The sequence below is a fragment of the Bifidobacterium cebidarum genome (assembly GCF_009193305.1).
Classification (GTDB): Bacteria; Actinomycetota; Actinomycetes; order Actinomycetales; family Bifidobacteriaceae; genus Bifidobacterium; species Bifidobacterium cebidarum.
Genome location: NZ_WBVS01000002.1, coordinates 112,712 through 126,752 on the forward strand (window position 1 = coordinate 112,712; position 14,041 = coordinate 126,752).

Sequence of the window (14,041 nt, forward strand, 5' to 3'; positions counted from 1 at the left end):
GTCATGAGGCATGGTACACATAGCAGTCGTGCGGTGCGGGTGCAGACTCCCCAGTCTCGACGTGGCCCGCTATGGCAGGCGCTGGGCATCTTAGCGGAGATTCTGCTCACCGCGGCCGCAGTCTGCGCGCTGTACATCGTCTGGCAGATGTGGTGGACCGGTGTGGAGGCCGAGCAGATTCAAAACGAGACCACCAAATCCGTGAACTGGTCCGACCCCGCAGCCAATGGCGGTGAGGTAAAGATCGCCAAGGCTCAGGAGGGCGAGCCGCCGGTACAGCCGGAGAACCCCAAGTACGGCGACCTGATCGCCCAAGTGTATATTCCGCGTTTCGGCAGCCAATGGCATCGCAATCTGGTGGAAGGCACCACGCTTGAACAGATTAACCGCCACGGTCTGGGCCATTACCAGAGCTCTCAAATGCCCGGCCAAATCGGCAACTTTGCGCTTGCAGGGCACCGCAACGGCTATGGCCAGCCGCTTGGCGACGTGGATAAGCTCCAAGAAGGCGACCCGATTATCGTGCGCACACAGGATTACTGGTACATCTACCATTACACGCGTTATGAAATCGTGCTGCCCACGGATATCTGGGTAATCGCGCCCAATCCCGAGAACTCCAGCGTGGAGCCCACCAAACGCATGATCACGATGACCACATGCGAGCCGAAGTACACCACGCCAACACATCGGTGGATTAGCTACGGTGAGCTCTCCTACTGGGCCAAAGTGTCCGATGGCGTGCCGAAGGAACTGACCACCACCGATTCATCCGGCGCGGTGAAGTTCGCCATCTCCGAGACGCCATCCATCGCATCCAAAATCGGCTCGCTGGACAAGGTCGTGTATCTGGCGCTGGTGGCTTGGCTGATCCTGTTCATCGCCGCCGCTGTGGCGTGGCGCTGGCCGGTGCTGCGCGCCATCCGCTTGGGTGAACGCCGCCGTCCGGATGCCAGTATCTATGGCCTGCTGGTCAGGCTGCAGCCCGGTGTGATGCCGATTCGATGGCTGTTGCTGCTGTTGCTGCTGTTCGCGGCCTCCACCGCACTGTTCCAGTGGACGTTCCCCTGGGCGGCCAGCAACATCCCGTTCCTGCGCCAGATGTCGAACTTCGTGGCCGTTCCGGAGTAAAACCGACGCTGCTGAAGTAGTATGGCATGCAAGTCGACTTCAAGGAGAGCAGCATGACCGATTCCGCACACATTCTGGTGGTGGATAACTACGATTCGTTCGTCTACACGATTGTGGGCTATCTGAAAACGCTTGGCGCCACGGTGGACGTGGTGCGCAACGATGCCATCGACCCTGCAGCTGAAGGCGTGCTTGATGGCTATGATGGCGTGCTGATCTCTCCCGGCCCGGGTGCTCCGGCCGACTCCGGTGCCAGTGAGGATATGATTCGCCTGTGCGCGACCAAGAATGTGCCGATGTTCGGCGTATGCCTGGGATTGCAGGCGCTCGCTGAGGTGTATGGCTGCACGGTGGACCATGCGCCGACGATTATGCACGGCAAAACCAGCCTGGTGGAGCACATCGATGACGAGATTTTCGATGGCGTGGCCAATCCGATGACCGCCACCCGCTACCATTCGCTGGCGGTTGAGCCGGATTCCGTGCCGGACACGTTGACGGTGACCGCATGGACGGAGGGCGACCATATCGTGCAGGGGTTGAAGGTCAAGGACAAGCCGATGTACGCGGTGCAGTTCCACCCGGAATCCGTGATGACTCAGGACGGCTACCGCTTGCTGGCCAATTGGCTGAAGGTCTGCGGTCAGGAGAACGCCGTGGCGAAGTCCGCCGGACTGCAGCCCAAGGTGACGAAGTAACAACGAAGAAAGGCATCAGCATTGCAGCTGATGCCTTTCCTTTACCGTTAGCCTCTCTCCCTCAGCTTCGCTGAGTTTCCTTGAGCGGTCACTGTTCCTTGTCCGTGCTGCTGCCGGTGGAGTTGTTGCCGGTAGCAGCATTGCCGGTCGTTGTGGCTGCCTTGGTGGTGATGGTCACCGTGGAACCCTTATCCACCTGGGTGCCCGCGCCCGGGTCAATGCTGACCACCACTGCAGTGCTGTCGGTCGGACCGCTCGCGGCCGCCACCAGGCCTACGGCTTCCAACTGCAGCTTGGCCGTGGCGTAATCGGTGCCGGCGCTAATGGACGGCACGGTGACCTTCTCCTTGCCGGTGGAGACCCAGATGGTAATCGTGCTGCCCTGTTCGATCGAAGTGCCGGCCGCCGGATCGGTCCGGCTAATGGAGCCGGCCTCCACGGTATCCGAGGTTTCGGCTTCGACCACGAAGTTGAACTGGCTGCTGTATTGGGAGATCACGGCATCCTTGGCCTGGCCCACCAGGTTCGGCATCGTGGTCATGCCGGAAGACACGTAGATGGTGATCGTCGAACCCTTGGCGGTGGGCGAGCCGGCCGCCGGATCGGTGCGCGTCACCTTATCCTTCTCGATGTCGGCGCTGTCTTCGGTTTTCACCGTGGAGCTCACCTTGAAGCCGGCGCTCTCGAGTTCGGTGCGGGCCTCCTCCTGGCTCATGTTCTTCACATCCGGCACGGCCACGGACTGCGGGCCTGCAGAGAACCATACGGTCACCTTGGAACCCTTGGCCACCTTGGATCCGGCCTTCGGAGTGATCTTCGTGCAGGTGCCTGCGGCCTCGGTGGAATCCGTATCCTGCTTCTCCACCATATCAAGACCCAGGGCCTTGAGCTTGGCCTCCAAGCCATCCTTCGAGGTGGTTGCGGTACAAGCCGGCACGGTCACCATTTCCACGGTGTTCTTCTTGGCCGTGTTCATGCCGAACACCACCGCTGCGACGACGGCGATGCCGATGATAATGCCGGTGATCGCGCCGATGATGATCTGCTTCTTCTTTTTGGCCTTTGCGGCTGCCGCACGCTGCTCGGCACGGGTCTTCAGCGCGTTCGGGGAGGCGGCGCCATTCGCGGAAGGAACCTGCTCGAACTGGCCGGTCACCGGGTTGAATGCCTGCGTGGCCTGGGTCATCGGCGCGCTCGGCTGTTCGCGTTCGGCCTCCTTGCGGGCCTTCACGTTGGACAGGTCGGTGAGCGGGTTGAACGCGGCCGCCACCGGCACGCCGCCGTTCATGTAGGTCAGGATATCGTTCTTGAATTCCGCGGCGGTGGCGTAGCGGTTCTGGCGGTCCTTCGCCATGGCTTTGGCCACGATGGAATCCCACATCTTCGGCAGGCCCGGCACCACGGCACTCGGCGGAGTCGCCACTTCGGACACATGCTGATAGGCGATGGCCACGGCGGAGTCGCCGGTGAACGGCGGCCGTCCGGTCAGCATCTCATAGAGCACGCAGCCCGCGGAATACAGGTCGGAGCGCATATCCACGGTCTCGCCGCGAGCCTGCTCGGGGGAGAGGTATTGCGCGGTGCCCACCACGCCCTGGGACTGGGTCATCGTGGCGGCGGAATCATCCAAGGCGCGGGCGATGCCGAAGTCCATGACCTTGACCACGCCCTGCTCGGAAATCATGATGTTGCCGGGCTTGATATCGCGGTGGATGATGCCCATGCGATGCGAATAATCCAGGGCGCTCAGCACGCCGAGCATCACCTGTTCGCAGTCGCGCTGGCTCAGTGCGCCGTTCACCTTGATGATGTCGCGCAGGGTCTGGCCCTTGACGTATTCCATCACGATGTAGGGCAGGCGCTCGGTGTCGCCGGCATCCGTGGTGATGGTCTCTTCGCCCGAATCATAGATGTTGACGATGTTCGGGTTGTTCATCTGGGCCACGGAGCGCGCCTCACGACGGAATCGGGCGAGGAAGATCTCGTCATTGGCCAGTTCCGCGCGCATGATCTTGACGGCCACGGTTCGGCCCAGACGGGTGTCGAGGGCCACACGGACCTCGGCCATGCCGCCGCGTCCGATGAGCTGGCCCAGCTGGTAACGGCCTCCGGCCAGTGCGTTAGGCATGTTGCTCATTGCTTATTCCCTCCCAATCTTGAGGCAGGAGTATCCAACACGATGCGTGGCGTGCTCATCACCCGGCGTAGGGGGCGCACGCTGGAAGTCACCATGGTCTGATCGGCCATCTCGGTCTGCTGGTCGAGCAGACGTCGCTCGATACGGGCCAAAGTCCGGGAAACCACCAGTGCATCCTTCGGGCGGTCCAGTGGATCCTTGGCCAGCATGGACATCACGAATTCGCGAAGCTGCACATCGACCGTATCCGGCAGCGGCGGCACGGGATTATTCACATGCGCGGCCGCGATATCCACCGGAGTGGCTCCAGTGAACGGGCGGTGGCCGGACAATCCTTCATACGCCACCACGCCCAGCGAATAGATATCGGATTGTGGAGTGGCCTGCTTGCCCTGGGCCTGCTCGGGGGAGATGTATTGCGCGGTGCCCACCACCATGCCGTCCTGGGTGATCTGGCCCTGGCCGGTGGAGTAGCTTACGCCGAAGTCGGTGATCTTCACTTCGCCGGTGTCCGACACCATGATGTTGGCGGGTTTCACGTCGCGGTGAATCACGCCGTGCGAATGGGCGATGAACAGGCCCCGTGCCGTCTGGATCAGAATCGGCAGCAGCTCGATCGGATCCATGGCGCCCTTCTCGTGGAACAGGTCGGCCAGCGACTTGGACGGCACGTATTCCATGATCAGGAAGCCGATGCCGTCGTGCTCATAGTATTCGAACAGAGCGGCGATGTTCGGGTGTGCGAGATTGGCGGAATTATGAGCCTCCGCACGCAATCGGCGCAGCTTGGCCTCGGCGTTCGTGGCATCGGAACGCAACGCCTTGATGGCCACCGGGCGGCCAAGCTGGATGTCATAACCCTTCCAGACTTCGCCCATGCCACCTTGCGCCAAACGAGCATCGAGGCGATAGCGGCGGTGAATGAGCTGTCCTTCAATCAGTTTCATTGCTGCAGAGCCTCCTGAATAATCGCGCGCATAATCGGGCCAGCGGCGAGCGAACCGAGCAGATCAGTGTTGTGCACCATCACCGCCACGGCGATCTGCGGGTCGTCCGCAGGCGCAAAGCCGATGATCCATCCATCGATGCTGGTGTTATCGACACCGATTTGCGCGGTACCGGTTTTGGCGGCGATGGTGATGCCATCGATCGCCAGCGAGGGATTGGCTTCGGTGATCACGCTTTCCATGGCGGTGGTGAGCTTGTCAGCAGTATCTTTGCTGAACACCTTGGCCATCGTCTGCGGCGTGGTCTGATTGATCACCGACAGATCCGAAGCACGCACACGGTCTACGATCGTGGGGCGCATCAGCTTGCCGTCATTGGCGATGGCTTGGGCCACCATGGCCATCTGAAGCGGCGTGGCCTTGGTGTCGCCTTGGCCGATGGAGGCCAACGCAAGCCGGTCGGGAGTGGTTCCCGAGGGGAACGTGGACGCGGTGGCGGTCATCGGCGTGCCGGTTGAGTTGGTGCCGTCGATGGTGATGGTGCTGCCGAACCCGAGCTTGGTGGCCGTTTCGCTGACTTTATCCTCGCCCAATGCCACGCCGAGCTGCGCGAACGCGGTGTTCGACGAGTAGGCCACGGCGTTTTGCAGCGTGATTTTTCCATCGGCGCCGTTGGCCTGCGGTGCTGCGTTCGGCAACTGCGTGGTGGTGCCGGGCAAGGTATAGGCGGCGCCTGCGGGAATCTGCGTATCGAGCTGGTAATCACCGGTTTCGAGCGCGGCGGATGCCACGATGGTTTTGAACGTGGACCCTGGCGGATACAGCTGTGATGTGGCGCGGTTGATCAGCGGGCTGCTCTCGCCGGCCGCAAGATCGTTATAGGCCTTGGCGGCGGCAGTGGCATCGTGGGAAGCCAGCTGGTTCGGGTCGTAGCTGGGCGTGCTTACCATGGCCAGGATGCGGCCGGTCTTGGCCTCCAAGACCACGGCTGCGCCGTCACGCGAGCTGAGCTGGTCGTAGGCGACCTGCTGCAGCTTCGGGTCGATGGAGGTCTCGATGGAAGCGCCCTGGTTCGCGCTGCCGGTCAACATGGCCTTGGCGCGCTGCCAGATCAGGGAATCGGCCTCACCGTTGAGCAGCATGCTGCGGGAGGCTTCCAAGCCGCGGTCGGCGGTCTGGCTGATGGAGAAGAAGCCGGTGACGGGGGCGTAGAGTGGGCCGTTGGAATATGTGCGCTGATACTTGAACGCATCGTTCACCGGCTCGGACTGTGCCATCACCGTGCCATCCGAGGCCAAGATCGCGCCGCGGTACGCGCCGAGTTGATGGTACAGCGAACGGGCGTTGCGCGAGTCATTGTTGAGCGAATTGGCGCGAACAGCCATGATGATCGATGAAGATAGGCCGAGTACCACAAACAGGCAGACGACGGCGGTGAACAACTGGCGCAGATACTTATTCATGCGCGTGCACCTCCATGTCGTGGGCTGTGATGGGTGGATTGAACGTCAGTGGGATAGCCGGATGCCGATGCTGGCGGAATCGGCGGGACTTCAGGCATCCGAGGCATTGGTGGGGTAGGCGGCATGGTTGCGGCATGCGCTGCGTGAGCAGCGTGCCCGGCGTGCGAGGCTTCGGACGGCACAGTGAATTGGCCGTACTGCACGGGTGGCATGGTGCCGGTGGGCGCGGTGTATTCGCCAAAATCGCGTGTGTTGGCGGGGACTTCCGGCGCACGGCGCGTGGTGTCCACGATTTCGCCGTCCGGGTCGTCAAGCCCATACCGGTTGGGCGCGGCCGAAGCCGTGCGCGGGCGGGCGATGGGTTCCGTGGCTCGGGCGCGCTCCTCAAGCTCCTTATCGCGCAGCACGGCCAGCGCCTCGTACTGGAATTCCTTGGACGTGAGTTCGGGCTCGGGCTGGTTGGCCGCGTCGGAAATGACGATCAGCAACGCGGCGAGTACATAATTGGCGATAAGGCTTGAGCCGCCGGCCGCCATGTACGGCAGGGTCAAACCGGTCAGCGGAATCACCAGGGTGACGCCGCCGACCACGGTGAATACCTGGAACGCCATCGTGAACACCAGGCCGGAGGCCAGGAGCTTGCCGAAGCCGTCCTTGATTTTCATGGCCGCGATAAAACCGGAGGCGATGATGATCAGGTACAGCATGAGCACGGCCAGCACGCCGGTCAAGCCCAGTTCCTCGCCAAGCGCGGTGTAGATGAAATCGGAATTGGCGAACGTGGTCAATGCCGGGTGGCCTTGCCCCAGGCCCGTGCCGACCATGCCGCCGGAAGCCATGCCGAAGATGCCGGTGACCAGCTGCCAGGAGCCGCCGACCTTCATGTTGTACTGCTCGTTGCTGAACGGGTGCAGCCACGCATCCACGCGCTGCCCCACATGGCTGAAGACGCTGGCGGCCATCACCGCGCCGGCGGCGAAGGCGATCAGACCGATCACAATCCAGCTCTTACGGCCGGTCGCCGCGTACAGCATCGCCACGAACATGGCGAAGAACATCAGGGAGGTGCCCAGATCATGCTGCATGACGAGCACACCCATCGAAGCGATCCACACCACGATGATCGGGCCCAGATCCTTGATGCGCGGCAGCTGTAGGCCGAGAATCTTCTTGCCGCCCACAGCCAGCTGATCACGGTGGTCGAACAGGTATGCGGCGAAGAAGAAGGCGAGGAACAGTTTGGCGAATTCACCCGGCTGGAATGAGCCGAGACCGGGAATCTTCACCCAGATACGAGCGCCGTTGACCTCCTGGCCGAGCACCGGCAGCATCGGGGAGAGGAGCAGCACCAGACCGACCACCATCGATACGTAGGAGAAGCGGCGTAGGACGCGGTAATCCTTCAGGAACGTGATGATCAGCGCCGAAAGCACCAGAGCGATGCACAGCCACATCAGCTGACGCTTGGCCACCGCGGTGTCGAGGCTCTGATCGATGCGCGCGATCATCGTGACGCCGATGGCCGTGAGCAGCAGCACGCATGGCACGATCGCCTGGCTGGCATACGGCTGGAAACGCACGATCAGGCCCCACAGCACCAGGAACAATGCGGTGGCGATGCCGAACATCATCAGGTAGTCCGTTGGCAGCGCGTTGGTGGTGCGCTCGAACATCTGAACAATGGCAATTGCGCTGATGGCCATTGCGGCAAGCAATAGGCCGATCTGGCGTAGGCGGGTGACGATCATTGATTGCCCCCTGTGGCGGCGTCGTTCGCCGCGCCGATGTTCGGCTGGTCGGCGCTTGAGGCGTCGCCGGAATTGGTGTCGGAAGACTGCGAGGAATCATCGGAGGAATTGGAATCGCTTGATGATCCGCTTGCGGAATCGGACGATCCGGCCTGCTTCTTGGACGCATCGTCCTTCTGCTGCTTCAGGAATTTATTCATTTCCGTACGGATAATGCCCACATGAGATTGCGCTTCATCCAGCGAGTCCACGGCGATGCCCTGATTGATCTGGTCACGCCAGGTTTGCGGCAGCTCGGAAAGCGAAATCGTGGTGCTGCTCACCTCGTGGGAGAGCTCCATGCCGAAGATGTTGGTGGGCACGCCTTGGTAGATCGCCACTTTGCCGTTGCTATTACCCACGTAATAGCGGGTCTGGCTCCACAGATACGTGCCGCCGCCCACACCGAACAGTGCGGCGATCACAATGATGACAGTAAAGACCAGTGCCGCGCGGATCCTACGCTTCTTGACGTGCGTGGCCTTGGTCTGCTGCGCCTGCTCCTTGCGAATGGCCTGTGCCACCACCGGGTCGTTGGGGTCGGCCGAAATACGGCCATCGGGGCGCTGCACCACCGGAATCTCGCCGGTATCCGGGTTGGCACGCTCGCCGGTTTCCTCGCGCACGGCAGACGGCTGCGCCACGCGTGCGCCGGAGGGCTCGGCCGTGCCTTGGGCGGGCGCGTTGTCGTGGGCGCTGGCAGGTTGCATCAGTGCGGCCGCGCGTTGGGCCGGGGAGTTATCCACGCGCAATGCCGGCGCGGTGGCCACCGGTTCGTTGACGATATCGGCTATCGTTTCCAGGCTGTTGCCTGCAGCGCCGCCGACCAGCGGAGTCTGGTGTGGCAGGTCGAACGCATCGGCGTCCAACGCTAGCGTGGCGTCGGCGATCACGGCGGTCACATTGTCGGTGCTGCCGGCGCGCAAAGCCATTTGCACGAGAGTCTGTGCGCATTCGCCCTGATCGGAGAGCGTGGTCATCGTCTCTTCGATGGTGGAGTCTTCAAGCACGCCGCACAGGCCATCGGAGCACAGCAGCCAGCGGTCCGCCGGATGGGCGCGGCGAATGGAAATGTCAGGGTGCGGATCAATGTCGAAATCACCGAGCACGCGCATCACCACGTTGCGCTGCGGGTGATTCTTCGCTTCCGCCGGGGTGATGCGACCGGTGTCAATCAGATGCTGCACATAGCTGTGATCGTTGGTGATGCGGCTCAAATGGCCGTCGCGCAGCAGATAGGCTCGCGAATCGCCGATATGGGCGATGACCCAATAGCCGGCGACCAAGGCCACGGCGGTTACCGTGGTGCCCATGCCGGCGAGCTTGCGTTCGCGCTTGGCCTTGCCCACGATCGCGTCGTGCGCGGCCATCACGGAGGTCTCCATCATCTTGGAGATGACCTGCACGTCGCCGCCGGTATCGTCCTGCTCGATATGGGCGAGCGAGCGGATGGCGATGGTGGAAGCCGTGTCGCCGCCTGCGTGACCGCCCATGCCATCGCATATAGCGACCAAATGCTCGCCGGCGAAGGAGGAATCCTGATTGTTCGCACGAACCGTGCCCACGTCGGATACGGTGGTGGAATACAAGAACAGCGGTTGTGAAGCGGCGGAATTAGGCATGCGGCTACCTCAGTTCGAAGGTTGTGGCACCGATGCGCACAGGAATACGAGCAGGCAGAATCGTCGGACGATTGATGCGCTGCTGGTTGACCACAGTGCCGTTAGTGGAGTGCAGATCCTCAATGGCCCATTGGCCGGAGGCTGCATCCAGATAGACACGGGCATGGTGGGAGGAAACGAATTCATCGTCAAGCACCACGGTATTCGAGGCGGCACGGCCCAAGGTGATTTCGGACTCGGCGAGCGGCACGGAGCTACCGGCCAACGGGCCATCGATGATCACCAACAACGTAGGCTGCTGAGCATGGCGGCCCGGAGCCGGCGCTGCGGAACTGCGGGCCGCTGGCACTTGGGGCGCTTCGGACTTCACCTTGTGCGCCTCGCGCTCGCGGCGACGGCGAGAACGCGAAGGACGCGGGCTGAACGTTTCGATGTCCTGACGCAGCGAACGAACCGCCAGCCATATGAAGACCCACAGTAGGGCTAGGAAACCATACTTCAGTAGGGCGAAAGTCAATTCGGTCATGGCAACGACCTTTGAGCGGGCGCTCGGGGCTACTCCTGCGCCTGAGCGGAAGCCCAGAACAGGATACGCGTGCGGCCGATGGTGATGGTGTTGCCATCGAGCAGCGTGGCGGCGGGCACCTGATGGCCCTCCACATACGTGCCGTTGGTGGAACCCAGGTCGCGTGCAATCACACCGTTCGGCGTGATGTCGATCTCAAGATGCTTACGGGAGATGCCCGGATCGTCGATTACGATGTCGCAGCCGGAGCCGCGGCCAATCACGGTCTTTTCCTTGGTGAGCAGGTACTGGTTGCCGTTGACCTCAAGCACCGGGCTGTCTTCGGTCTGCGCGTCGGTGGTGACGGGCACGGCGTTGCCCTGCACGGATTCGGAAGTGAGGTTGAAGTTGCCCTTGGTCAGGTTCAGATCCTCTTCGAAGATCACCACCACCGGGCCAACGAATGCGTAATGCTGGCTCTTGGCGTATTCGGTGAGGTTGTCGGCAAGCTCATTGGCCAAGGTCTCGCTGCCCCACGCCTCGATACGGTCGAAGTCCGGGGTGCTGAGCTTGAAACGGTATTCATTCGGGGCCACCGTGCGGTCGCGGCCCACCGGCATGGCTTCCGCGTCAATCTCGCGCTCAAGGGCGCTGGAGAGATCAACAGGCTGCAGATCTTTGGAGCCGAACTTGGCGAACACTCCGTTGACTGCACCCTCCACGCTTTTTTCAAAACGGTCGAGAACGCTCATAGTCCTCCCTTTCTAATCGTCACCTATCCTACGCGGCCGTGGGAATATGGTGCAAAAATACAGCCATTTCGGGCGTTATGGGTGCAGAATTTACAAAAATTCGGGGCTGATTTAGGGCGTGGGTGGGTGCGGTGCACCACTTGGATTGCGCGGTATGGGTGCATGACTGGGTTAGCGCGTAGGTTGTAAGGCATGAGTGAACATGCTGAAAGCAAGGTTGATGTCAATGGCGCGATCAACGCCTTCCCACGCCGCAAGGCCCGCACGCTTCGATTCACCAGCGGCGCGCCGCGCTCGGCCAAAGTCATAGGAGACGGCTCGGCCGCGTTGTTCCTGCGCTCCGATGGTCCGGAGGACCTGGTGACGGCCCTTTGGCTGAGCTGGTTCGACGCCGCCGGCGAGCATCATGAGACCAAGCTCGCCGATCCGCGCGACCTGCTGGGCGCCGATGCGGACAGCGAGAACGTGCCTGCCGAGGAACGCGCCCGCCGTGAACGTGCGCGCGAAGGCGGCACCGGCATCGTGAGCTATTCGGTGGATAAGGCCGGCGATCGTGTGGTCTTTACGATTAACGGCCGCCTGTATTTGACCGAGATCGACTGGCAGGACGCCGTCGAATCGGTGGTTGACGGTGAGGGGGCCGGCGAGGTTGCGGAGTCCGGCGAGTCCGGTGAGACTGAGGTGGCCATCACGATTCCGGTGGCCCGCACCCGCGAGTTGGCCGGCGAGTGGCTGGACGAGGACCCGGCCACATATGCCCCGGTGCTGAACCCGCGCATCGCCCCGGATGGCGGGCATGTGCTCTATACCACCGGCACCTATCTGATGCTGGTCGATATCGGTGATTGGACGGCTTCCACTGCCGACTCCCATGGCGAACCTGATATCGCCGAGGAGCCTGCCGGCGATGTGGCTGATGGCGTGGATGTCGAGTCGGATGCCATGGAGGAGGCACTCAGCGAGGGGCTGTACGGCGAGGATTCGGATGATGAGCCTCAACGCCCGTTCACCGACCGCATCACAGCCATTTATGGCGTCAGCGTGGAAGACGAGGACGGCAACCCGGCTGAGAACACATGGAAGATCGGTCTGGCCGAATTCGTGGCCGGCGAGGAAATGAATAGGTATGACGGCTTCTGGTGGTCGCCCGACTCCCGCCACGTGCTGTTCGAATCCTTCGACACCGCGGACGAGCCGACCTGGTACATCAGCGACCCTGCCGATCCCGAGCATGCCGCCGCCGGCCGCCGTTACCCGCGTGCGCTGACCCAGAATGCCGACGTCTACCTGACCGTGATCTCCCTGGCGTTTGACGAGAACGACCGCTACGCCGGCATCACCGCCAACGCCGATGTGGACTGGGATCGCGAGGCATACGAGTATGTGGCCGCGGTGAACTGGGCGGAAGGCCACGATCCGCTGCTGCTCGTGCAGAACCGCCGTCAGACCGCCGACCAGGTGCTGGAGGTGGCCGTGGCCGCCGCCGAGGAGCCGGAAACGCTGGATGAAACCGTTGCCGTCGCTTGGGCGCAATTGACTGTTGCCGACGCCATCGATTCCGGTGATGTCGCCGACTTGGCGGACGGCGACGATGCTCCGCAGCTTGGTGCGACCCGCGTGCTTGAGGAGCACACGAACGACCAGTGGATCGACTTGGTGCCCGGCACTCCCGCCTACACGCCGAGCGGCCACCTGGTGTGCTCACTGAATGACATGGAAGCGGATACGAACCGCCTGACCGTGGACGGTCGCCCATTCACGCCGGCCGGTTGGAACGTGCGCGAAGTGCTCAGCGTGGACGATGCCGCAGTGATGGCCGTGGTGCAGCGTGAGCCGGATTTGGCTCCCGAGGTGCCGGCCGTCTGGTCTGAACGCGGTGGTGAGCATGACGCGCGCAGCTTCGACGTGGTGATCTTCGATTACGACGGCGCCTATGGCGATGACTCCGGTTGCGCCGCGGTGCCGGTCACCACGCGCCCCGGCGTGTGGACGGTGTCCGCCGGCAAGTGCGGCATGGTGATTACCGGCCGCGACATGGAGCATGCCAAGGTCGAAATGACGCATGTGGTGGCATCCACGCAGATGACGGATGCGATTGCCGATGCCATGCTGCACGGCGAGCTGCCGCACGGTGGAGCCGCCAGCATCGCCAACTATGCCGACGAGCCGGGCTTCACACCGAACGTGCACTTTACCCGCCTCGGCGAGCATCGCCTCTACACCGCGATTATCGCGCCGAGCCCCAGCAGTCCATATGCGAATGCCGCGAGCCTGCCCGTCTTGATGAAGCCTTATGGCGGTCCCGGCTTCCAGCAGGTCGTGGATGCGCAGTCCTTCTATTGGGAAGGTCAATGGTGGGCCGATCAGGGCTTCCTCGTGGTCACGGCGGACGGCCGTGGCACCACCGGTCGCGGCCCGGCATGGGACCGCGCGATCTTCGAAGATATGAAGGACGTGACGCTTGCCGATCAGATCGAGGCCGTCAACGCACTGCCCGAAGCGGTTGCCGAGATCAACGCCGGCGCTGCTGCTGAGGCATCCTCACTGCCCGCTCCCGATCTCGACAAGGTCTGCATGATCGGTTGGTCCTACGGCGGATTCCTCTCCGCGCTCGCCGTGCTCGACGCCCCGAACGTGTTCAAGGCCGCCTGCGCCGGCGCTCCGCCCACCGACTGGACGCTGTACGACACCCACTACACCGAACGCTACCTCGGCCTCGACCCGGAGGTGTACCGCCGCAACGGCATCATCCAGGATGCCCCCAAGCTGGAGCGCCCTCTGATGCTCATCCACGGTTTCGCCGACGACAACGTCACCATCGCGCACAGCTTGCGTCTGTCGCAGGCACTGATGGCGGCGGGCCGACCGCACACCTTCCTGCCGCTGACCGGCATCACCCATATGACCAACGATGAAACCGTGGCCGAGAACCTGTTGATTCTCCAGCGCGATTTCCTCAAGGAAGCACTGGCCTGAGCGGAAGGTTTTAAGATAGGGAC

At 62.5% G+C, this 14,041-nt stretch carries 9 protein-coding genes and 2 pseudogenes; 4 read left to right on the plus strand and 7 right to left on the minus strand.

All coding sequences use genetic code 11. The features are described from left to right. The first annotated feature begins 3 nt into the window (after nucleotides 1–3). Together F7D08_RS02715 and F7D08_RS02720 are read left to right on the plus strand one after the other, a co-directional pair. The gene (locus tag F7D08_RS02715; RefSeq protein WP_152209171.1) at nucleotides 4–1,131 is read left to right on the plus strand and encodes a class E sortase; all 1,128 of its coding nucleotides are present in this window, start codon (nucleotides 4–6) and stop codon (nucleotides 1,129–1,131) included. Nucleotides 1,132–1,184: 53 nt separating this feature from the next. After that, entirely contained in the window at nucleotides 1,185–1,829 is a 645-nt protein-coding gene (locus F7D08_RS02720) for an anthranilate synthase component II (RefSeq protein ID WP_152209172.1), read from the plus strand. A gap of 88 nt (nucleotides 1,830–1,917) precedes the next feature. On the opposite strand, the gene pknB is transcribed toward F7D08_RS02720, so the two are convergent. Genes pknB through F7D08_RS02755 form a run of 7 tightly spaced genes read right to left on the minus strand, consistent with a single transcriptional unit; the run spans nucleotide 1,918 to nucleotide 11,042 of the window. Further along, nucleotides 1,918–3,966, minus strand: coding sequence for a Stk1 family PASTA domain-containing Ser/Thr kinase (pknB, locus tag F7D08_RS02725; RefSeq protein ID WP_404979641.1), 2,049 nt, complete (start codon nucleotides 3,964–3,966; stop codon nucleotides 1,918–1,920). Then, nucleotides 3,963–4,913: a serine/threonine-protein kinase gene (locus F7D08_RS02730; RefSeq protein ID WP_100493214.1), complete on the minus strand. Its 951-nt coding sequence runs from the start codon at nucleotides 4,911–4,913 to the stop codon at nucleotides 3,963–3,965. The genes pknB and F7D08_RS02730 overlap by 4 nt, the downstream gene beginning before the upstream one ends. Then, nucleotides 4,910–6,376: a peptidoglycan D,D-transpeptidase FtsI family protein gene (locus tag F7D08_RS02735; protein WP_152209173.1), complete on the minus strand. Its 1,467-nt coding sequence runs from the start codon at nucleotides 6,374–6,376 to the stop codon at nucleotides 4,910–4,912. The genes F7D08_RS02730 and F7D08_RS02735 overlap by 4 nt, the downstream gene beginning before the upstream one ends. Then, nucleotides 6,373–8,124, minus strand: a complete 1,752-nt coding sequence (locus tag F7D08_RS02740; protein ID WP_226803271.1) for an FtsW/RodA/SpoVE family cell cycle protein — start codon at nucleotides 8,122–8,124, stop codon at nucleotides 6,373–6,375. The genes F7D08_RS02735 and F7D08_RS02740 overlap by 4 nt, the downstream gene beginning before the upstream one ends. Beyond that, entirely contained in the window at nucleotides 8,121–9,785 is a 1,665-nt protein-coding gene (locus F7D08_RS02745; protein ID WP_152209174.1) for a PP2C family serine/threonine-protein phosphatase, read from the minus strand. Before F7D08_RS02745 ends, F7D08_RS02740 begins: the two co-directional genes overlap by 4 nt. Nucleotides 9,786–9,789: 4 nt before the next feature. Continuing rightward, nucleotides 9,790–10,311 carry an FHA domain-containing protein FhaB/FipA gene (locus F7D08_RS02750; protein WP_152209175.1) on the minus strand — a complete coding sequence of 174 codons (522 nt, stop codon included), beginning with the start codon at nucleotides 10,309–10,311 and terminating at the stop codon, nucleotides 9,790–9,792. Nucleotides 10,312–10,340: 29 nt separating this feature from the next. After that, on the minus strand, nucleotides 10,341–11,042 hold the full coding sequence (locus tag F7D08_RS02755; RefSeq protein WP_044089509.1) for an FhaA domain-containing protein: 702 nt from the start codon (nucleotides 11,040–11,042) through the stop codon (nucleotides 10,341–10,343). 192 nt (nucleotides 11,043–11,234) lie between these two features. On the opposite strand from F7D08_RS02755, the pseudogene F7D08_RS02760 reads away from it, so the two are divergent. After that, nucleotides 11,235–13,089 (plus strand): annotated as a pseudogene (locus tag F7D08_RS02760) (DPP IV N-terminal domain-containing protein); the annotation flags it as partial. Between the two features lie 92 nt (nucleotides 13,090–13,181). Continuing rightward, nucleotides 13,182–14,018: pseudogene (locus F7D08_RS09935) on the plus strand (prolyl oligopeptidase family serine peptidase); the annotation flags it as partial. Nucleotides 14,019–14,041 lie beyond the last annotated feature (23 nt).

Excerpts from the sequence above, each read along its gene's own strand:
- F7D08_RS02745 (WP_152209174.1), bottom strand. The coding sequence starts at position 9,785 with ATGCCTAATTCCGCCGCTTCACAACCGCTGTTCTTGTATTCCACCACC.
- F7D08_RS02755 (WP_044089509.1), bottom strand. The coding sequence starts at position 11,042 with ATGAGCGTTCTCGACCGTTTTGAAAAAAGCGTGGAGGGTGCAGTCAAC.
- F7D08_RS02735 (WP_152209173.1), bottom strand. The coding sequence starts at position 6,376 with ATGAATAAGTATCTGCGCCAGTTGTTCACCGCCGTCGTCTGCCTGTTT.
- F7D08_RS02750 (WP_152209175.1), bottom strand. The coding sequence starts at position 10,311 with ATGACCGAATTGACTTTCGCCCTACTGAAGTATGGTTTCCTAGCCCTA.
- F7D08_RS02740 (WP_226803271.1), bottom strand. The coding sequence starts at position 8,124 with ATGATCGTCACCCGCCTACGCCAGATCGGCCTATTGCTTGCCGCAATG.
- F7D08_RS02715 (WP_152209171.1), top strand. The coding sequence starts at position 4 with ATGAGGCATGGTACACATAGCAGTCGTGCGGTGCGGGTGCAGACTCCC.
- pknB (WP_404979641.1), bottom strand. The coding sequence starts at position 3,966 with ATGAGCAACATGCCTAACGCACTGGCCGGAGGCCGTTACCAGCTGGGC.
- F7D08_RS02730 (WP_100493214.1), bottom strand. The coding sequence starts at position 4,913 with ATGAAACTGATTGAAGGACAGCTCATTCACCGCCGCTATCGCCTCGAT.
- F7D08_RS02720 (WP_152209172.1), top strand. The coding sequence starts at position 1,185 with ATGACCGATTCCGCACACATTCTGGTGGTGGATAACTACGATTCGTTC.